The 20,741-nt window shown below is 63.4% G+C and carries 18 protein-coding genes; 11 read left to right on the forward strand and 7 right to left on the reverse strand.

Annotation, left to right across the window (positions count from 1 at the left end; translation table 11 throughout):
• Positions 1-263: 263 nt before the first annotated feature.
• On the forward strand, positions 264-1,652 hold the full coding sequence (locus tag RH950_RS08595) for an aspartate aminotransferase family protein (RefSeq protein WP_350055707.1): 1,389 nt from the start codon (positions 264-266) through the stop codon (positions 1,650-1,652).
• An 83-nt stretch (positions 1,653-1,735) separates the two neighbouring features.
• On the opposite strand, the gene RH950_RS08600 is transcribed toward RH950_RS08595, so the two are convergent.
• Positions 1,736-2,692, reverse strand: coding sequence for an alpha/beta fold hydrolase (locus tag RH950_RS08600; protein ID WP_502889749.1), 957 nt, complete (start codon positions 2,690-2,692; stop codon positions 1,736-1,738).
• A 342-nt stretch (positions 2,693-3,034) separates the two neighbouring features.
• Here RH950_RS08600 and RH950_RS08605 point away from each other — a divergent pair, with 342 nt between their 5' ends.
• From RH950_RS08605 to RH950_RS08635, 7 genes are all read left to right on the forward strand, one after another.
• Entirely contained in the window at positions 3,035-4,903 is a 1,869-nt protein-coding gene (locus tag RH950_RS08605; protein WP_350055709.1) for a hypothetical protein, read from the forward strand.
• An 18-nt stretch (positions 4,904-4,921) separates the two neighbouring features.
• Positions 4,922-5,470, forward strand: coding sequence for a PAS domain-containing protein (locus RH950_RS08610; protein ID WP_350055711.1), 549 nt, complete (start codon positions 4,922-4,924; stop codon positions 5,468-5,470).
• A 150-nt stretch (positions 5,471-5,620) separates the two neighbouring features.
• A complete protein-coding gene (locus tag RH950_RS08615) occupies positions 5,621-6,913 on the forward strand; it encodes a sarcosine oxidase subunit beta family protein (RefSeq protein ID WP_502889750.1) in 1,293 nt (430 codons plus the stop codon).
• 11 nt (positions 6,914-6,924) lie between these two features.
• Positions 6,925-7,281, forward strand: a complete 357-nt coding sequence (locus tag RH950_RS08620) for a sarcosine oxidase subunit delta (RefSeq protein WP_350055713.1) — start codon at positions 6,925-6,927, stop codon at positions 7,279-7,281.
• On the forward strand, positions 7,278-10,289 hold the full coding sequence (locus RH950_RS08625) for a sarcosine oxidase subunit alpha (protein ID WP_350055715.1): 3,012 nt from the start codon (positions 7,278-7,280) through the stop codon (positions 10,287-10,289). The genes RH950_RS08620 and RH950_RS08625 overlap by 4 nt, the downstream gene beginning before the upstream one ends.
• Positions 10,282-10,884, forward strand: coding sequence for a sarcosine oxidase subunit gamma (locus tag RH950_RS08630; RefSeq protein WP_350055717.1), 603 nt, complete (start codon positions 10,282-10,284; stop codon positions 10,882-10,884). Before RH950_RS08625 ends, RH950_RS08630 begins: the two co-directional genes overlap by 8 nt.
• Before the next feature lie 28 nt (positions 10,885-10,912).
• Positions 10,913-11,683 carry a metallophosphoesterase family protein gene (locus tag RH950_RS08635; RefSeq protein ID WP_350055719.1) on the forward strand — a complete coding sequence of 257 codons (771 nt, stop codon included), beginning with the start codon at positions 10,913-10,915 and terminating at the stop codon, positions 11,681-11,683.
• 24 nt (positions 11,684-11,707) lie between these two features.
• On the opposite strand, the gene RH950_RS08640 is transcribed toward RH950_RS08635, so the two are convergent.
• The 3 genes from RH950_RS08640 to RH950_RS08650 form a co-directional block, all read right to left on the reverse strand.
• A complete protein-coding gene (locus RH950_RS08640; RefSeq protein ID WP_350055721.1) occupies positions 11,708-12,487 on the reverse strand; it encodes a zinc ribbon domain-containing protein in 780 nt (259 codons plus the stop codon).
• 210 nt (positions 12,488-12,697) lie between these two features.
• On the reverse strand, positions 12,698-13,318 hold the full coding sequence (gene gstA / locus RH950_RS08645; protein WP_350055723.1) for a glutathione transferase GstA: 621 nt from the start codon (positions 13,316-13,318) through the stop codon (positions 12,698-12,700).
• 91 nt (positions 13,319-13,409) lie between these two features.
• Complete coding sequence (locus RH950_RS08650) at positions 13,410-14,486, reverse strand: NAD(P)H-dependent flavin oxidoreductase (RefSeq protein WP_350055725.1); 1,077 nt, start codon at positions 14,484-14,486, stop codon at positions 13,410-13,412.
• 131 nt (positions 14,487-14,617) lie between these two features.
• Here RH950_RS08650 and RH950_RS08655 point away from each other — a divergent pair, with 131 nt between their 5' ends.
• The gene (locus tag RH950_RS08655) at positions 14,618-14,977 is read left to right on the forward strand and encodes a winged helix-turn-helix transcriptional regulator (protein ID WP_350055727.1); all 360 of its coding nucleotides are present in this window, start codon (positions 14,618-14,620) and stop codon (positions 14,975-14,977) included.
• Between the two features lie 66 nt (positions 14,978-15,043).
• Complete coding sequence (locus RH950_RS08660; protein ID WP_350055729.1) at positions 15,044-16,171, forward strand: alanine racemase; 1,128 nt, start codon at positions 15,044-15,046, stop codon at positions 16,169-16,171.
• Between the two features lie 24 nt (positions 16,172-16,195).
• On the opposite strand, the gene RH950_RS08665 is transcribed toward RH950_RS08660, so the two are convergent.
• Positions 16,196-17,803 (reverse strand): trimethylamine methyltransferase family protein, encoded by a 1,608-nt coding sequence (locus RH950_RS08665; protein WP_350055731.1) that lies wholly within the window; start codon positions 17,801-17,803, stop codon positions 16,196-16,198.
• Between the two features lie 298 nt (positions 17,804-18,101).
• On the opposite strand from RH950_RS08665, the gene RH950_RS08670 reads away from it, so the two are divergent.
• Positions 18,102-18,938 carry a hypothetical protein gene (locus RH950_RS08670; RefSeq protein WP_350055732.1) on the forward strand — a complete coding sequence of 279 codons (837 nt, stop codon included), beginning with the start codon at positions 18,102-18,104 and terminating at the stop codon, positions 18,936-18,938.
• 140 nt (positions 18,939-19,078) lie between these two features.
• Here RH950_RS08670 and RH950_RS08675 read toward each other — a convergent pair whose 3' ends face one another.
• Both RH950_RS08675 and RH950_RS08680 read right to left on the reverse strand, forming a co-directional pair.
• Positions 19,079-19,585, reverse strand: coding sequence for an isoprenylcysteine carboxyl methyltransferase family protein (locus RH950_RS08675; protein ID WP_350055734.1), 507 nt, complete (start codon positions 19,583-19,585; stop codon positions 19,079-19,081).
• 5 nt (positions 19,586-19,590) lie between these two features.
• Positions 19,591-20,640, reverse strand: coding sequence for a type III polyketide synthase (locus RH950_RS08680; RefSeq protein ID WP_350055736.1), 1,050 nt, complete (start codon positions 20,638-20,640; stop codon positions 19,591-19,593).
• Positions 20,641-20,741: the final 101 nt, after the last annotated feature.

Genomic DNA, 20,741 nt, shown 5'->3' on the forward strand with positions numbered 1-20,741 from the left:
TGATGCATAAAAGCCTCTCGTCCTGGTGGCGTCAATGACATTGATGTTCGCCAACCCCGCAGAAAACGGCACAGAAACGTACAACGCGAAATTGCAGGGGTCGCGCTTTACCTATGCTTCAGCACGCAGCAACATGTGCGGTAATTTGGCATCACTATGATTTCTTTGTCGAACTGGTCACGGGCTTTTCAAGCCCATTTGGCATGCTATGCTGCCTGCAGTCCCCACGGCCTGTTCAGCGCCGTTCCCGAAGGAGAATCGTCATGACCTTTCAGCCGAATTCACCGGCGGCGCGAGACGTCGCATATGTGCTGCATCCCTACACGAACTTCGAGGCCCATGAAGAAAAGGGCCCGATGATCATCGACCGGGGGGAAGGCATCTATGTCTACGATGATTCTGGAAAAAAATATATCGAGGGCATGGCCGGGCTCTGGTCGACCTCGCTCGGCTTCAATTCCGAGCGCCTGAAACAGGCTGCCATGAAGCAGTTCGACACCCTGCCATACTATCATACCTTCGCGCACAAGGCGCACCTGCCCAGCATTGATCTGGCGGAGCAGCTGATCTCCAAGATGCCGGTGCCGATGTCCAAGGTGTTCTTCAACAATTCCGGCTCGGAAGCGAACGACACCGCGATCAAGATCATCTGGTACTACAACAACGCGCTCGGCCGGCATCACAAGAAGAAGATCATCGGCCGGGTGAACGGCTATCACGGCATCACCCTCGCCGCCGCCAGCCTGACCGGCCGGTCGATGAACCATCGGGGTTTCGACGCCCCGATCGCCAACTTCATCCACACGGACGAGCCGCACCACTATTCGAAGTGCAATCCGGGTGAGAGCGAAGAGGATTTCGCGACCCGCCTCGCCGACAGCCTCGAGAACCTGATCATCGAGGAAGGTCCGGACACGGTTGCCGCCTTCTTCGCCGAGCCCGTCATGGGTGCCGGCGGCGTCATCGTTCCGCCGAAGACCTATTTCGAGAAGATCCAGAAGGTCCTCAACAAGTACGATATCCTGCTGGTCGCCGACGAAGTGATCTGCGGCTTTGGCCGGACCGGGAACTACTGGGGCTCGCAAACCTTCAACATGAAACCCGATATTCTGGTCTGCGCGAAGGCTCTGTCCTCCAGCTACCTGCCGATCTCCGCGACCATCATCAATGACCGGGTCTACGAGCCGGTGAAGAAGGCCAGCGCCGAGCTCGGCGCCTTCGGCCACGGCTACACCTATTCCGGCCATCCGGTCTGCGCTGCCGTCGCCCTCGAGACGATGAAGATCTACGACGAGGAAAACATCATGGAGAAGGTGCAGGGCGTTGCCCCGCACTTCCAGAAGGGCATTCGCGCCTTCGCCGACCATCCGCTGGTTGGCGAAGCCCGGGGTGTCGGCCTTGTGGGCGCCATCCAGGTGATGCAGGACAAGGCGACAAAGAAGCCGTTCGAGGCTTCCGCCGGCGTCGGCCCGATGGTTGCCAATCTGGCGACCGAGGAAGGCCTGATGCTGCGCGCCATCGGTGACAGCGTTGCCTTCTGTCCGCCACTGATCATCACCGAGCCCCAGATCGACGAGATGTTCGCATGCTTCCGGCGTGGCCTCGACCGGGCGCTGGATCACCTGCGCAAGGAAGGCCAGGCCGTCGCCTGACCTGACGCGGGACACGACAGAGTAAAGGGCCGGCGCATGCGCCGGCCCTTTTTGTTTGTTCTCTTCGTAAGATCCAGCCCGGCTTAAGCGCGGATGAAATTCAGAACATCGGTGTTGAATTGTGCCGCCTGCAACTGGGCCAGACCGTGCCCACCGCCTTCGTAGATTTTCAGCTCAGCACCCTGCACAATTTCGGCCGCACGATGCGCCGATGCCTCGATCGGCACGATCTGGTCGTCGCTACCGTGCACGATGAGGGTCGGCCGCCGGATCGCTTTCAGATCAGCCGTGTAATCCACTTCCGAGAATTCCCGGATGCTGTCGTACTGCCCCTTGATGCTGCCGGCCATGCCCTGAAGCCAGAAGCTGTCCCTCAGGCCCTGCACTTCCTCGACCCCGTCGCGGTTAAAGCCATAAAAGGGGACCGTCAGGTCCTGGAAGAACTGCGAGCGGTTCAAAGCCGTCCCCTCGCGGATTCCGTCGAACACCTCAAGCGGTGTACCGTTCGGATTATCGGCGGTTTTCAGCATCAGAGGCGGCACTGCGCCGACCAGCACGACTTTCGCCACACGATCATTCCCGTGCCGTCCGACATAGTGCGAAACCTCGCCGCCGCCAGTCGAATGACCAACCAGGATGACGTCCCGCAGATCCAGATGCTCGATCAGTTCCGCCAGGTCGTCGGCATAGCGGTCCATGTTGTTATTGTCCCAGGGTTGAGCCGAACGCCCATGTCCCCGGCGGTCATGGGCGATGACCCGATATCCGTTCAGGCCGAAGAAGAGCATCTGTGCGTCCCAGGCGTCCGACGACAATGGCCAGCCGTGGGAGAACACGATCGGCTGTCCCTTACCCCAGTCCTTGTAGAAGATTTCAACTCCGTCATTTGTGGTGAAAGTGATCATGGTGATGTCTCCAATCTTTGAAAATGCGGTTGTTGCTGCGGCCTGGGAAAGCAACGCCAGGCCAAGTCCGGAAAGGCCTCCCGCGATCAGCGCCTGACGGCGGGAAAGATGCGGACCTTGGGGTGTCGGGTTCATTCGTGAGGTTTTCCTCCAGGTTTCAGATTTAAAATCTTGCTCGATTTCATCGTGCACGATATATTTAGATTCAACATACGCCAAAATCAATAGGAAGCGATTAAGTCGTGTGCGATTTTTTTATCGGCCTCTCATTTGCCGACCGCCGGTGAAACGTCCGGAGAGGCAGAGGCTCGCCGAAACAGGCGGCGCCTTGGCCCAAACAGGCCCTTTAAACAAAGTGAATACGCGGAAAGAGTAAGGACAGAGCAGGCCGTCCTCCGCTAAGCGTGCCAACAAGTTGGTGTTTCACGCTGTTTTCGCATATCTTTTCCATCAGCGTTTTGCATGTGGAGTTTCGATATGTCGGCACCCGACAATCCCGACGACAAGAAGGATCTCAACAAGACTTCGAACGCCAGCCAGCCGGAAACGCCTACTCCCGAAAAAAAAGATGCCGAAGCATCCGCGGAGAAGAAACCGGCCGCCGCCAAGAAAAAGCCAAACCCCGAACTTTCCGCGACGAAAGATCCGGCGGACAAACTCGCCGAGGAAAAACCCGGCTCCCCGCGCCAGGGCACGCCCTGGGGAAAGCGTGCGGCACTCTCAATTGCCGCCGTGATCGCAGTAATCCTGCTCGGCGGGCCGGCACTGTTTGCATTGTGCCTGTCAGAAACATCCCGACCGTTCGATGCCGCCATCGCGCCGAACGGCGGTCCGATCGCCTGCCCGGCGATCGCCAGGCATTTCGAGGATTGCTACCTCACCGAAGAAGTCACCGTCTCGGCGCCTGCCGCGGCACCGAAAACCGGTCTTGAGAAATTCTGCTGCGATGTGGTGGTCGAACGGTCGCTGCTGATCACGGCCCGATACGAGGATGCATCCGGCTCCCTTCCCCGGACGCTGAGTGCGGATGGCAGCATGCTGCCGCTGCATGACGGCGCACGTCTGACAGGCAGTCCGATCCTGCTGCGTGCCGGCGAGATCCCGCAGCGCTCTCTCAATCTGTCCGCCCGGCCCGAATTTTCAGTGCCGCTGCTTGAACAGGCGGAAATGCTGCTGGGACACGAGACGGGCATTTCCATTGCCGGACTGATTGCCGCGATCGCCCCGAATGCAGCCGAAGAACACCAACTCGACCGGGACATTCCGCTGTCAGAGGGCGGCACGATGGTGCGCATTTCCACCGGCGCGCCCGAATTTCAGCAGATCAGCATCCGTACGCGAACATCCGGGACCCTGCTGTTTTCGGACATTCTCCCCGCGGGCATGAATCCCGCCCGCATCCTGGGCGCAATGCCGCAGGACACAAACGGCCTGCTGATGCGCAAGATCGACGCTGCCGGCCCCTCAGCCCGCGCCAGTATCCGTGGCGCCTTCGACAACCTGCAATCGCACATGGTGTCACGCCTCGAAACCAGCGAAGAGGCCGTCTCCGCGCAACAGGTTGCGGGCCGGTCCTGCATCGCGTTCTACGGAGCCATGCGGCAGGATTTCAGCCGCTACGATGCCGCGGTTGCCACCTATATCGCGGCCGGGCCGAGCGGACTTTTAACCGCACGCTCGCCGGCCGATCCGCATGGCTGTTTCGATCCGGGCGCCGAAAGATATTCAGCGGAGCTCGCCGCCGACTGGCAGGCGCTGGATGCCCCCATGGTCGACCTCGCCATGGCGCCGGAAAGCGAGATGAAAGCTGACACCGGTCCGGATGCGGCACATCAGGAGACCGTCCGGAAGCTGCTGCTGGACTTCGCCTCTGCCGCCAAGAGCGGTGCCCGGCTCCAGGATATCAAGGCCGCCATCAACGACCCTGTCGCCATCCGCTTCCACCGCAAGGGCGAGGCGGCAACCGGGTCACGCGATTCCGTATTGCGCATGCTGCATCAGCAATGGACCCATGTCGGTTGCTGGATCTATGCGCCGGCCGGCAATGCCGGCGGGACGGCGATGCTGCTGGCGGAAGCCCAGTACCCGTACCTGAACCGCATCGTTCTCGGTTTCGACAACAACGGGCTGGTGGAGAAGGTCGAGGTGACTGGCGTCACCTTCGACGACATCCTGCGCTTCAAGGCAGCCAACCGGGGCCGGAACTGTCAGGATTTCCTGAATTCCGTCCGGCTTGCGGAGTACCGGGACTGGTATGTCGACAACCCGGCGGGGACACCGACACCGACCGATCATGCCGAGCGGCTCTTCCATGAAGGCCTGAAGCGGAAGTTTCGTCTCAATTAAACCCTCCCGGTTCTGAACATGTCTGGTGAAGACCACCACGTCCCGAATCTCGACGGTACGAGACGCGGCGGACTGATTTCCGCCGCCGAGCTTACGCGCGAGGCACCCGCCGTTCGCCCTGCCCTGCATATGCTGGAACGGTGGGATAGCTGGACCGGGGTAGGCTTTCCGCTCCAGTCGCATTTCCGGCCGGAGAGCTTCGGCACATTGATGGGCCGCATTTCCCTGCTGGATCCCGTGGATGATGGTGCCGATTTCATCTATCGGCTTTATGCGACTATTGCCGCGAACAAGGGCGGCATGGACCTGACCGGCACGCGGGTCAGCGACATGCCCTATCCGGACTATGCCGCCGCCCTTATCCAGCAAAACCGCCAATGCCTGTCGTCTGGCCGTCCGACCATTCACGAAAACCGCTTCATCTGGCGCAACCGTAAATACGGCATCTGCTGCGTCCGCCTGCCAATTCGCGACAAAACCGGCAGGCAAAACATGCTCATGGCAATTGATCTGCATGCCAACCCGGACAAGCGGCCGGACAAGGCGGACTACATTCCGCAGCTTTAGAGTCACAGCAACGCACGTATGCGATAAAAGAACCCTTGCGGCCTGTTCCAGCGGCGTCACCGCAGGTCGGGCCGGAACAACAGGGGCTGGACAGCTCCGATTACGGTCCCGATCATTCTGGCAATTCTTTGGTTCTATGGGGGCATGGCGATGAAGGGTTCCGCGAATGGCATGCGGGCACTGAGGGGCGGGGCTTCCCGCTACTCGATCTTCGCACTGGCGCGCAATGCGCTCAGCTATCACGAGAACTGGCAAAAGGCCTGGCGGTCGCCGGAACCCAAGCCGGAATACGACGTGATCATTGTCGGCGGCGGCGGCCATGGGCTGGCAACCGCCTATTACCTCGCCTCCGTGCACGGCATCCGGAATATCGCCGTGGTCGAAAAGGGCTGGATCGGCGGCGGCAATACCGGCCGGAACACCACCATCATCCGCTCCAACTATCTCTGGGACGAAAGTGCCGGTATCTATGAGCACGCGCTGAAGCTCTGGGAAGGCATGAGCCAGGAGCTGAACTTCAACGTCATGTTCTCCCAGCGCGGCGTGCTGACGCTGGCGCATTCCGAACATGAGCTGAAGGAAATGCGCCGCCGGGTCGAGGCGATCCGCCTGAACGGCATCGACAGCGAGGTGCTGAGCCCGGCCCAGATCAAGCAGCTGGTGCCGATCATCGATACCAATCCCGGCATTCGCTATCCGGTCATGGGCGGCTTCATCCAGCGCCGTGGCGGCACCGCCCGGCACGATGCCGTGGCCTGGGGCTATGCCCGGGCGGCCGACGATCTCGGCGTCGACATCATCCAGAATTGCGAGGTTACCGGCATCCTGCGCGACGGCGGCAAGGTCACCGGCATCGAGACCAGCCGCGGCACCATCAAGGCCAAGAAGGTCGGCGTGGTCACCGCAGGCCATTCCGGCGTCGTCGCCTCCATGGCGGGCCTGAACCTGCCGATCGATTCCCGGCCGCTGCAGGCGCTCGTCTCCGAGCCGATCAAGCCCTGCATCGACACGGTCGTGATGTCGAACGCGGTGCATATGTATATCAGCCAGTCCGACAAGGGCGAGCTGGTGTTCGGCGCCGGTGTGGACAGCTACAATTCCTACAGCCAGCGCGGCAGCATCCCGACGGTGGAGAGCCTGCTGGCGGCAGGCGTCGAACTCTACCCGATCATCTCGCGCCTGCGCGTGCTGCGGACCTGGGGCGGTATCGTCGATACATGCCCCGACGCCTCGCCGATCATTTCCAAGACTCCGATCGACGGGCTCTATTTCAACTGCGGCTGGGGCACCGGCGGCTTCAAGGCAACGCCGGGCTCCGGGCATGTCTTCGCCGACCTGATCGCCCGGGACGAGCCGAATGCAATCGCCGCGCCGTACAGCCTGAAGCGGTTCGAAACCGGCTATCTGATCGACGAACACGGCGCCGCCGGCGTCGCGCACTAGGGAGACGAGACATGCTGCATATCACCTGTCCCTGGTGCGGACCGCGCGACGACAACGAATTCCACTATGGCGGCGAGGCCCACATCCTGCGCCCGGCCGCGCCGGAAAAGCTGAGCGACGCGGAATGGGCCGAATATCTGTTCCTGAAGCAGAACGCCAAGGGTCCGTTCCTGGAACGCTGGTCGCACAGCGCCGGCTGCCGGCAATGGTTCAACGTCGTGCGCAACACCGCCACCGACGAGATCATCGAGGTCTACCCGATGGGGGAGCTGCCGAAGAGTCCCGAAGGCATCAAGGCCTATGAAGGCAACTGGCGGCGCCAGAGCGCGGCCGAGAAGAACGCGAAAGCGGGAGTGTCGGGCACATGAGCGGGCAGTCTTTCCGGATCCGCGACAAGGGGCGCATCGACCGCTCCAAGCCGGTTCGCTTCACTTTCGACGGCAAGAGCTACGAGGGCTTTGAGGGCGATACGCTCGCCTCCGCCCTGATCGCCAACGGCGTCCACCTGATCGGCCGCAGCTTCAAGTATCACCGTCCGCGCGGCATCCTCGCCGCCGGATCAGAAGAGCCGAACGCGCTGATCCAGCTCGGCGGCGGCAACAAGTCGGAGCCGAACCTGCGGGCGACCCAGATCGAGATCTTCGACGGTCTGGAAGCCGCCAGCCAGAACCGCTGGCCGAACCTGAAGTTCGATGTCGGCGCGATCAACTCCGTCTTCCATCGGCTGTTCCCGGCGGGCTTCTATTACAAGACCTTCATGTGGCCTGCCTCGCTCTGGCTGAAATACGAGCATGTCATCCGGCATGCCGCCGGTCTCGGCAAGGCCCCGCCGGACCGCGATCCGGACCGCTACGAGAAAGTCCATGCCCATGCCGACGTTCTGATTGTCGGCGGCGGCCCGGCTGGTCTGGCCGCCGCATTGGCGGCCGGCAAGACCGGTGCCCGGGTGATCCTGGCGGACGAGACGGCGGACTGGGGCGGATCGCTGCTGTCCGAAAGCGATTGCGAGATCGACGGCAAGGAGCCTGCCCGCTGGGTCGAGGAGACCGTTGCCGAGCTGGAAGCGATGCCGGAGGTCACTCTGGTCAAGCGCTGTACCATCACCGGCTATTACGATCACAACTACCTGACCGGCCTGGAGCGGGTCAGCGATCATCTCGGCGCGGCGCCGGAACACACCCCGCGCCAGCGGCTGTGGAAGATCCGGGCAAAACGCGTGGTACTGGCCACCGGCGCCCTCGAACGGCCGCTGGTCTTCACGGACAATGATCGTCCGGGTGTCATGCTGTCCTCGGCGGTGCGCACCTATGTCAACCGGTACGGCGTGCTGCCGGGTCGCAAGGCGGTGATCTTCACCAATAACGACGACGCCTACCGCACCGCCCTGGCCCTCGAAGAGGCGCATGGACGGGTTGCCGCCATCGTCGATGTCCGCGCCTCCGTCACCGGCCCGCTGGCCGACGCGGTCCGGGCCAAGGGCATTACCGTCTACGAGAACCACGGCATCGTCTCGGTGCAGGGCACGCAGAAAGTGACCGGCATCGAGGTCATGCAGCTTGACGCGGACGGCACCGGCGTCACCGGTACGGCCAAATCACTCAATTGCGACCTGATCGCCATGTCCGGCGGCTGGAACCCGACCGTGCACCTGTTCTCCCAGTCCAAGGGCAAGCTCACCTGGGATCCGGAGATGGCTGCGTTCATCCCCGGCACGGCAAGTCAGGCCCTGGCCAGTGCCGGTGCCTGCAATGGCACCATGGGTCTGGCCGACGGCCTGAAGGAAGGTGTCAAGCTCGGGGCCGAAGCCGCGCGCGAAGCCGGACACAAGGGCCGCGCTCCCGCCGCCCCGAAAGCCACCGAGCCGGCACAGGGCAGCCTGCGGCCGCTCTGGATCACGCCGGGCAAGGCCAGGCTCGGCCGCAAGGGCAAGCATTTCGTCGATTTCCAGAACGACGTGACCGCCGCCGACGTGCAGCTCGCCGCCCGCGAAGGCTATCGCTCGGTCGAGCATCTGAAGCGCTACACCACCACCGGCATGGGCACGGACCAGGGCAAGACCTCCAACGTCAATGCGCTCGCCATCCTGTCGGACGTGCTCGCCGCCGAGATCCCGTCTGTCGGCACCACCACCTTCCGCCCGCCCTACACGCCGGCCACCATCGGCGCCTATGCGGGCCGGAATGTCGGCAAGCTGTTCGAGCCGATCCGCAAGACCCGGATCGACGAATGGGCCCGGGCCAACGGCGCTAAATTCGAGCATGTCGGTCAGTGGATGCGGGCCTGGTATTTCCCGAAGAACGGCGAGACCTTCAGGCAAGCGATCGACCGTGAGGTCAAGGCCGTGCGCGATTCTGTCGGCATTCTCGATGCCTCGACCCTCGGCAAGATCGACATCCAGGGGCCGGACGCCGCCGAATTCCTCAACCGCATCTATACCAATGCGTGGCTGAAGCTCGGCGTCGGCCGCTGCCGCTACGGGCTGATGCTGAAGGAAGACGGCATGGTCATGGATGACGGCGTGACCACCTGCATCGGCGAGAGCCACTACCACATGACCACCACCACCGGCGGCGCGGCGAACGTGCTGTCCTGGCTGGAGGAATGGCACCAGACCGAATGGCCGGACCTGAAGGTCTTCTTCTCCAGTGTGACCGAGCAATGGTCCGTGGTGGCGATCAACGGCCCCAAAAGCCGGGCGGTGATGCAGAAACTCTGCAATGACGTGGACTTCTCCGCCGACGCCTTCCCCTTCATGGCCATGAAGGAAGGCACCGTCGCGGGCATCCCGGCGCGGCTGTACCGGATTTCCTTCACCGGCGAGCTGTCCTTCGAGATCAACGTCCCGGCCCGCTACGGCCTGGCGCTCTGGGAAGCCCTGATGGAGGCCGGCAAGGAGTTCGACATCACGCCCTACGGCACCGAGACCATGCATGTGCTGCGGGCCGAGAAGGGTTTCATCATCGTCGGCCAGGAAACCGACGGCACGGTGAACCCGCTCGATCTCGGCATGGACTGGATCGTCTCGAAGAAGAAGCCGGACTTTGTCGGCAAGCGCTCCCTTGAGCGCGAAAGCATGGCCTCACCGGAGCGCAAGCAGCTTGTCGGGCTGTTGACGGAAGATCCGCAGACCGTGCTGCCCGAAGGCGGCCATGTGGTCGAAAAGCTGAAACCGCAGCCGCCGATGGTCATGCTGGGCCATGTCACGTCAAGCTATTACAGCCCGAATTGCGGCCGCTCCATCGCCATGGCCCTGATCAAGGGCGGCCATGCCCGGCACGGCCAGACCCTGCATGTCCCGCTTGAGGACAAGGTCGTGAAAGTCACGGTGACCGAACCCCGGTTCTTTGATCTGGAAGGAGAGCGGATCGATGGCTGATCTGGAAACCCTCACCGCCCGCACCCCGCTCGATCCGCTCGACATCGTCATCGGCGGCCCGTCCGATGCCGGGGTCACCCTGACCGAGATCCCGTTCCAGACCAGACTGGTGCTGCGCGGCCTGCCGTCGGACAAGAAATTCGTCTCGACCGTCAAGAAAGCGCTCGGTGTCGAGCTGCCGGCAAAGCCGGGCACCGTCGCCAGCTCGAAGACAGCCCGTGTGCTCTGGACCGGCCCGAACGAGTGGATGGTCTATAGCGACGATACCGGCCTCGCCGCCGCGCTGACAAAGGCTGTCTCCAATCTGCATGCCGCCGTCACCGACGTGACGGAGCATTACACCTTGATCCGGCTGTCCGGCAGGCACGCCCGGGACGTGATGATCAAGGGCTGCGCCATCGACCTGCATCCCCGCGAATTCGGCCCCGGCCAGTGCGCCCAAAGCCATCTCGGCCGGATCACGGTCCTGTTCGACCAGACCGACGAGACGCCGAGCTACGACATTCTCGTCCGGGCCAGCTTCGCCGAATATCTCTGGATGTATCTGGAAGATGCCGGGCTGGAATTCGGCGTCCGGATCGAAAACGTAGGCTGAACGGCTCAAGGTGCGATACAAACGCAGCATGAAATTCGCCGCTATCGCCGACATTCACGGAAACAGCCTCGCACTGGAAGCAGTGATCGCCGACATCGAGGCCGAGGGGATTTCCGACATCGTCAATCTCGGGGATTTCTTCAGCTCGCCGCTGGATGCCGAAGGTACAGCGGAACTGCTGCGCGGCATCAATGCCGTCTCGATCCGCGGCAATCACGACCGCTGGCTCATCGAACTCGCGCCCGAAGATATGGGGACGTCGGACCGCCTCGCCCATGACCAGCTGGCGATGGAAACGCTCGACTGGATCCGGCAGCTTCCGGCAACGATGGTCTGGCGCGACGAAGTCTTCCTCTGCCACGGCACGCCGGAAGACGACAACACCTACTGGCTGGAGCAGGTGACCCGGGAAGGGAGAACCCGCAGCGCGGCGCTTACCGACATCGAAGCGCGTGCACAAGGCATCACGCAGCCGCTGATCCTCTGCGCCCATACCCATCTGCCCCGGACCGTTGCGCTGGCGGACGGGCGTCTGATCGTCAATCCGGGATCTGTCGGCTGCCCTGCCTATATCGACCTTGAACCCATCCCGCACAAGGTGCAGGCCGGAAAGCCCCACGCCAGCTACGCTATTCTGGAAAAACGGCCGGAAGGCTGGTCCGTCACCCACCGCCATGTGCCTTACGCACATCTGGACATGGCAACACTTGCAATGGAGCGGGGCCGCCCCGATTGGGCCGAGGGTCTCGCTACCGGCTGGATCAGCAACGGGACGTTCGCGGATATCGCCAACGGATAACCCGCGGCCAGACGCGAGGCCGGCCTAACTAATGCCTTCTGTCTCGATCTTCAGCGGCTCGCCGCAATGCTTGCAGTGAACTGCGTCTTCCTCGTGCCGTTTCAGGCCGCATGACGGGCAGGGGTAAGTTACCTTCTGCGGCCGGAAAATTGCCTGGGCCAGCCGCAGGAACAGGGTCACGCCAACGACCATGATGACAATCGCGAGCAGCCGCCCGACCGTGCCGGTGAGCACGATATCGCCGAACCCGGTCGTCGTCAGCGCGGACACGGTGAAATAGAGCGCGGCAATGAAGTCCTCGATTCCCGGATTGGCGCCGAACTGCAGCACGAAGACCAGCGAGGTCACGAAAAAGACGAACACGCCGAGATTGACCGAGCCGAGGATGACCTCCTCGTTCCGGCGGAAGAACGGCGTTTCGGACCGCAGGTCGCGCAGCACTTGGTAGGAATGCAGCAGCCGGAGTGCCCTGAGAATGCGCAGGAAGGCGAAGCTCTGGCTGAAGATCGGCGCCAGCAGCAGTGACAGGATCACGAAAATATCCGCGATTGTATAGATCTGCCCCAACATGCGGATCTTGTTCGGGGCGATCCAGAGCCGGGCCATGAAATCGCCGAAGATCAGCAGTCCAACGACAATATCGATCAGGAATATCTTGGCCGACGGGCTCATGGGGATCGTGACGATGAAGAAGGCGATCGTGAAAACGTCAAACACAATCAGCGCGTACCGGAACAGCACCGCCCTGCGGCTCCGCCCGGTGTAAAGAAGTGCCAGTTTTTCTTTCAGGTTCGCCTCAGCCATGGATTTGACTCGTCACCCCGTCCGCGCATTTCGCTGACCGTCCCAAAAAGGTCAGACCCGGTGCCATACAAAACCATATCCGATTGTATTGAAAACAAAATTCCGCTGATGACGACACTCGCCATGGAACGCGGCCGCCCCGACTGGGCGGAAGGTCTCGCTGCCAGATAGATCAGCAGCGGGACCTTCGCCACGATAATTGGAACCTGATCAGGCCGCCGCCTCGATCAGACCTTCCGCCTGCATCGCCGCACGCACTGACGGACGTTCAGCCATCCGGCCCATATAGGCGATCAGATTCGGCCGCTCGCCCAGTCCGAGACCGGTCACATTTGTCCAGTTCGAAATCGTGAAGAGATAGGCATCGGCAATCGAGAAATCTTTCCCGAGGAAGAATGCACGACCATCTGACAGCACCGTCTCCACGTCATTTAGACGCAGGGCTACTTTCTTGCGCGCCGCGGTCTTTTCATCTTCGGTCGAGTCTTTCTTGAACAGCGGGCTGAACGCTTTGTGCAGCTCGGCGGAGACGAAGTTGAGCTCCGATTGCAGCCGGGCCCGCTCGATACTGCCCTGCGGCGGGGACAAATCATTCCGGGCGGAACTGTCGGCAAGATATTGCAGTATGGCCACACCTTCGGTCAGCACTTCTCCATCCTTGAGCTGCAGGGCCGGAACATAGCCCTTGCGGTGTATCTGGAAGAAGTCGGCGCCTGTTTCCGTCTTGTGCGTGGCACTGTCGACCTTCTCGATAGCGAATGATGCGTCAGTTTCGTGCAACACGATATGGGATGCGAGGGAACATGCACCGGGGATGTAATAGAGCTTCATTCTTTGGTCTCCTTTGGAAAAGCCGCAGGACCGGCGCCGCACAATGCGGCAATGGATGAGACGTTCCGGCGGCCGGGGTGTCCCGCTTCATTCAGGCAGCGCGGACGGATTCGAGATCGCCGGTCAGCTCATCCATCAACGCGACGGCCGACCGGTGTTTAAGGTTCGGTGCGGACTGGCCGGCATAAAGCGAGACCAGGTCGTCCCGTCCCGCCTTGAGCGCCGCCGCCTTGATGGCGCCGAAGAACCAGCTCTGCACCGGGAATGGCGGCAGCTCCGCTTCCCGTCCGGCCATCTCGCTGACCCAGCGATTGCGGATCCCCCGGGCCAGACGGCCGGTATAGGACCGGGTCAGCGCCGTATCCCGGGCCGCATCGGTGAAGAGCAGGTCCCGGTGCGCCTGGTTGGTGCCGGATTCGGCGCAGGCCAGGAACGCGGTGCCGATCTGGGCCGCGCCGGCGCCGAGTGTCAGGGCCGCGCGGACGCCGCGCCCGTCGACGATACCGCCGGCAGCGATCACCGGCGCTTTGACATGGGATGCGGCGACCTGGGTCAGCGAGAAGGTTCCGGTCAGGCTGTCCTCCGCGGATTTCAGAAAGGAGACCCGGTGCCCGCCGGCTTCCAGCCCCGTGGCGACGATGAGATCGACCCCGGCCGCGTCCAGCGCCTCCGCTTCCGCCAGCGTGGTGGCGGCGCCCATGGTGCGGATGCCGAGGCGGCGGCATTCCTGCAGGATCTTCGGTGAGGGAATACCGAAGACGAAGCTGAATACCGGAGGACGCGCTTCCAGCAGCGCTTCGATCTGGTCGTCGAAGCGGTGGTGGAAACGGTCCGGCGGTGTCGGCTTAGCCAACCCGAGTTCCTCGAAATAGGGGGCGAAGACCGGATAGACTTTCTCGAACGCCTCATCGGTCAGGTGCTCCCCTCCCGGATCGTGGTCCGAAACCCAGAGATTCAGCGCAAAAGGCGCGTCGGTGGCATCCGCAAGTTCCTGCCTCAACGCGCCGATGTCTTCCGGTGCGGTGATGTGGGCACCGTAGGATCCGAGCCCGCCCCTGTTGGAAACCACCGCCGCAAGCTCGATGGTCGAAAGGCCGCCACCGAACGGCCCCTGGATGATTGGGTGCCGAATGCCCAAGCGGGCGGTGGCGTTGTGGGTGAACGTCATTCCGCGCTCCTTCTGCTGCTATGACGCCCTTCACCTAGTGATGCTGGTCACAATTGTAAATTAAGTGATATTTGGTAAGCTCATTATCCTGTTACGCCTTGGTAACCAGCACACCGGAAGGTAATCCCACCATGGCCCTGAAAATGCGGAAGAACACGGTCACCCCGCCACCGGAGGAGTGCCCGCTCGGAACCTGCCTCAGCATTATCTCCAGCGCTTGGGCGCCGAACGTTATCTGGTACCTCAGCAAGGCCCCACGCCGCTTCAGCGAGCTGAAGGCGGATATCCCCGAAGTCTCGTCAAAAATGCTGACGGCACGGCTGAAGGACCTGCAGCAGCACGGCGTCATCTCCCGCACGGTGAAGCCGACCTCCCCGCCGTCCGTCGAATACGCGTTGACGGATCTTGGCCTGGAACTGGTCCCTGCAATCAACGCCATCGTCGAGGTTGGGCATAAACTGAAGAAACGCAAAGACGCGGCCGCTGCATAGGCTTGCCGCACGACCAGCTCGGGCACTAGGCTGCCTATCCCGCCGACACCAGCCCCGCGAGCGACCATGAAACTCTCCGATCTCCAGACCCCCTGCCTGATCCTCGACAAGAGCCGGGTGGAGCGCAATTGTGCCCGCATGAGCGCGCGCGCCGCCGCACTCGGCGTGGCCCTGCGCCCGCATATGAAGACCGGCAAGTCGGCGGAGATCGCCAGGATCGCGACGGCAGGCCAGTCCGGCGGCGTTACCGTCTCGACGCTGGCGGAAGCGGACTATCTGTTCGAGCACGGTTTCGCCGACATCCTCTATGCGGTCAGCATCCCGCCCTCGAAGCTGGACCGCGCCGCCGCACTGACAGCCCGGGGTGCGGACCTGAAGGTCCTGATCGACAGTGTGGAGGTGGCGGAGGCCATCGCCGCCCATCCGGGCACTCACGCTGTAATGATCGAGGTGGATTGCGGCGAGCACCGGACCGGTGTCGACCAGGACAATGACCGGCTGCTGGCCATCGCCCGCATTCTCGACACGGCCCCGCGTTCCCGCCTTGCCGGTGTGATGACCCATGCCGGTCATTCCTATCGCGGACGCACGCCGGAAGACATGAAAGCCGTCGCCGCGACGGAACGGGATACGGCTGTCGCAATGGCCGAGCTGATCCGGGCCGACGGCATCGCCTGCCCGATCGTCAGCGTCGGCTCGACCCCGACCACGCTCTATGCCGATCACCTCGACGGCGTCACCGAAATGCGCCCGGGCGTCTATACACTGGGGGATCTTTTCCAGGCCGGGATCGGCAGTCACGGCATCGACGATATCGCCGCCACCGTTGTCGCCAGCGTGATCTCCCATAACAAGGCCCGGGGCACCCTGATCCTCGATGCGGGCGGCATCGCCCTGTCCAAGGACCGCTCGACCGAAGCGCTCGGCGAGAAAGGCGATATGGGCTTCGGCCTGCTGGCGGACCTGGAGACCGGAAAACCGCTGCACAACCTCACCATCCGGGGCACCCATCAGGAACACGGCGAAGTCCACCTGCCCGACCCGGCACTGTTCGCGGAACTGCCCATCGGCGCCCGCGTCCGCGTCCTGCCAAACCATGTCTGCATGACGGTGGCGGCGTATGAGAATTATGAAGTGTTCGAGGAAGGCTCGGACGAAATCATCGCCCGGTGGGACCGGCGCAACGGCTGGTAAGCCGCCGCGCCGTCCTCAATCTGATCAGACCATCGAGTCCGGGAAAGACGCTTTCCGCTTGGTCATGAACGCGACCAGCGCCTCGTCCACCGCCGGATCGATGTCCGGGGCCTGGTATTCCGCCAGCATGGTCTTCACCCGGTCGCCGGTACGCTGATAGGCGTCGCGGGAACCTTCGGCGGCCCATTGCTCGTAGGTGTTGTTGTCGGCGACCTTGGAGCGGAAGAAGGCGTTCTCGAAATTCGCCTGGGTATGGGCGCAGCCGAGGAAATGCTTGCCGGGGCCGACCTCGCGGATCGCGTCCATGGCCTGGCCGTTTTCGGTCAGATCGACGCCGCCGAGCAGGGTCGGCATCATGGCGAGCTGGTCCGCATCCATCAGCAGTTTCTCGTAGGAGGCGACGAGACCGCCTTCCAGCCAGCCGGCCGCGTGCAGCACGAAATTCACCCCGCCCATCACCGTCGGGTTCAGGGTCTGCGCGGACTCGTAAGCCGCCTGCGCGTCCGGGGTCTTGGAGCCGCAGAGCGAGCCGCCGGAGCGGAACGGCACGCCAAGACGGCGGGCGAGCTGGGCGCAACCATAGAGCACCATGGCAGGCTCCGGCGTGCCGAAGGTCGGGGCGCCGGACTGCATGGAGATGGAGCTGGCGAAGGAGCCGAAGATCACCGGCGCTCCCGGCCGCACGAGCTGGGTGAAGGCGATCCCGGCCATGGCTTCGGCCAGCGTCTGGGCCAGCGTGCCCGCCACCGTCACCGGCGACATGGCACCTGCGAGGATGAAGGGCGTGGTGATGCAGGCCTGGTTGTTGCGGGCATAGGTCTTCAGCGCGCCCAGCATGGTGCCGTCCCAGACCATCGGCGAGTTGGCGTTGATCAGGCTGGTGCAGACAGTATTGTTCTCGACGAACGCGGCACCGAACAGGATCTTCGCCATGTCGACCGTGTCCTGCGCCCGTTCCGGCGCGGTGACGGAGCCCATGAACGGCTTGTCGCTGTATTTCATATGGGCATAGACCATGTCGAAATGCCGCTTGTTCACGGGCAGATCGACCGGCTCGCACACCGTGCCGCCGCTATGGTGCAGCGACGGCAGCATGTAGGTCAGCTTCACGAAATTCTGGAAGTCCTCGATGGTCGCATAGCGGCGGCCGCCATCGACATCGCTGACGAAGGGCGGGCCGTAGACCGGTGCGAAGATCGTATTCTTGCCGCCGACCTCGACCGAGCGGGCCGGATTGCGGGCATGCTGGGTGAAGGTCGAGGGTGCCGTCGCGCAGAGCGTGCGGGCAAGACCGCGCGGGATATGCACCCGCGTTCCCTGCACGTCCGCGCCGGCGCTGCGCCAGAGCTCCAGCGCCTCGGCATCGTCCTGAAACTCGATGCCGATCTCTTCCATGATGGTGTCGGCATTGGCCTCGATGATCTCGAGACCTTCCTCGCTGAGGACTTCATAGACCGGCACGTTGCGGGTGATGTAGGGCGCCTGCAGCTGGGACGGCTTCGCCCTGGAGGCGCGGCGGGCTTCGCGGCCACCGCCGCTGCGGCCGCGACGGCCGGGCGCTTCGCCTGCAGCGTCCGCGGCAGCATCAATACCGGTACCGGCGTTTTCGAGATCCCGGGCTTCAGCGGTCATCTCGTGTCCTCCACAATTTCGTTCGCTGCATCGATATGAGCACGATTGGAAGTGTGAACTTTCAAATGCCCGTCATCCGTTGTCGCCCTTGAGCCAGATTTGATCCGGCGCAATCCCTTGCTGAGCCTGCGATACCGCTGCCTCCCGTTGCCTCGCGCGGGCTTCCCATGCGCGTGAACGGCGAATTCGGCAATTGAACCTTTGCGCGTGCGGTGAGATGCTTTCGGTAACGCATAAAGCCGGAGGTCCCGGCCTTCATGGTTGCGGGACCGACCGGCCAGCTCCGGAGGAAACAGCCATGTTCCGACATCTTGCGTCTTTCGGCCTTTGCCTCGGCCTTGCCGCCGGTCTCGCCACCGGCCCCGTCAGCGGCACAACCGAGGCCCGCGCGGCCACATCAGAACTGCCCCAGGTCCTCGGCCTGGTCGCCACCAGGCTTCCCGTTCCGCTCGATTGCGAGGACGGCAGCTGCACAGGGTTCTTTTCCGCCTTCTGCCTGCAGGAACACCGTCCGAAGCCGGATGCCGGCCATGTCTATGACGTCGCGGGCGATGGCGACATCACCATGATTGTGCAGAAGAAGGACGGCAGCACCGCCGAGTTCTCGGCCGCGGGCCTGCTGCATTTCGAGAGCACCGGCGCCTATACCTCGGTCCGGATCTCCATGGAGGGGCACCGGCTTGCCGCGCTGGATGCCGCCGCGGTCTCCCTGAGCGTGCCGCGCCGGATCTCCCTGCTGCCGCGTTCCGAGCCGACTGTCGCCGCCCGGCCAAGCGATGAGGACCTGGAAGCCGCGCTTGGCGAGAAGCGGATGCTGGCGGAAGGCTATTTCGAGAACGGCTCGCCCCGGGCCGACAGCGGCGCGCTGATGTCCCGGATGATCAACCTGCTGCCGGCGGATGGGTATGCGGAAAAAGCGCTGCGCGGCGGCGTCTGGGACAAGGCGACCACGCCGGCCGCTCTGAAACAGTTCTCGCCGCAAGGCGTCGAGTCCGCCCGCGACGCCTACGCGCGCTGCAAGGCCTATGGCGACCAGGGCTACAAGGTCCGCCTGCGCGGCTGCCTGGAGAAGAGCCACGACAAACTGATGAAACACCTGAACGACAAATACTGGGAAGGCGATGCCGGGTTCTGACGGCGGGGGCCTCGCTTAGTCGTCATCCGTTCTCCCAATCGTCATCCCGGACCTGATCCGGGATCTGCCCAAGCTGGGCACCGCCTTATGATCGAAAGGTCCCGGATCGGGGTTCGGGATGACGGTTCTGGTGGGGTGATCTACAAATCCCGCCGTTCCGCCAAAACCGCTTCCTCGACCCGGATCCGGTAGGCCAGCAGGGCCAGATTGGCGGCGCCGAACAATGCGGCAATATCCCAGGCGCCAAAAGCGAGCGGCAGCAGCGGAATTTCCACCGCCACCAGGAGATAGTTCGGATGCCGGAGAAACCGGTAGGGACCGCGCCGGATCAGCGGCGCGTCCGGCAGGGTGACGATTCGCGTGGTCCAGTAGGGCCCGAGGCTGGCGATGATCCAGACGCGGACAGCCTGCAGGGCGGCGAAGAGAGCCAGCAGCGGCAGGCTCGGCAGCACATCGCCATGCACCAGGAAAAACAGGGCCAGCAGCCAGCTGCCGTGCAACAGGACGAAGAGCGGGTAATGGCGGGCGCCATGCTCTACGCCGCCCCGGGCGATCAGCCGGGTCAGGTTGCGCCGGGCATGAACCAGTTCAGCCATCCGCAGGCCCGCGACGATCAACACGACCCATTGCGCCCAGCCGAATTCCATCCCGCTCACCCTTCCAGCACGGCGAACCCGGCGGTGAAACCGGGGCCGAGCGCCTGGACCAGCACACGCTGGCCGTCGATACCGTCCGCCTGCATCCGCTCCAGCACGAAGAACACGGTCGCCGCCGACATGTTCCCATAGTCCCGCAGCACCGACCGGGACTGCGCGAGGCCGCCGCCGGGCAGCCCGAACGCCTCTTCCAGCGCATCGGCAACCTTGGCGCCGCCCGGATGGCAGGCGAACAGGTCGATGTCGGAAAGGGTCAGCTCATTCCGAGCCAGAAACCGGTCCACCTCGCCCCGCATGCCGGTGCGGACGATCTCGGGAATGCGCGGGCTGAAGATCACCCCGAAGCCGTCCTCCTCCACCGACCAGCCCATGACATCGAGGGAGTCCGGCCAGGTATGCTCACCCCAGGCCGTGACAGTCGTGCCGTCTCCGTCGCCGCCACCGCGCAGCACTGCCGCCGCCGCGCCGTCGCCGAAGATCGCGGTCGCCACCTGGTTGGATTTCCCGATATCGGACCAGCGGAAGGTCAGGCTGCACAGCTCGACCACCAGCAGCAGAACCGTCTCCCCGTCCCCGCTTGCGGCAAACTGCGCCGCCCGGCCGAGGCCGAGCACGCCACCGGCGCACCCGAGCCCGAACAGCGGCACCCGTTTCACATCCTCCCGGAAATCCAGCCGGCGCAACATCCGGGCATCCAGGCTCGGCGTCGCAATGCCGGTGCTGGAGACGACGATAAGCGTGTCCACCTCGGCGGCTGAAATACCGGCCTGTTCCAACGCCTTGCGCGCGGCCTCGGCCAGCAGGTCCTCGGCGACCTGCAGATAGATCCGGTTCGCCTCGGCCCAGCTGCGCGGCCGGGCGAACCAGTCGAGCGGCACGGACAGATAGCGGGTCTCGACCCCGGCATTGCCATAGACCGGGGCCAGCCGGGCAAAGGCCGGCACCCGCTCCTCGAAGATCTTTCGGGCATGGGCGAGGGCGTCGGATTGCGACAGGCGATGCCGGGGCACGGCCGTCGCGACACTGAGGAGGCGCGGAGTGATCATGCAAGTGAATGTGCGCCCGATCCTGCGCACGACAAATGAAAAACCCGCGAGACCCTGTGACGCGGGGTTTTCTTCAGGGTGTCCTCGTCTTCCGGGGAGCC

This window comes from Nisaea sp., assembly GCF_040217065.1.
GTDB lineage: Bacteria > Pseudomonadota > Alphaproteobacteria > Thalassobaculales > Thalassobaculaceae > Nisaea.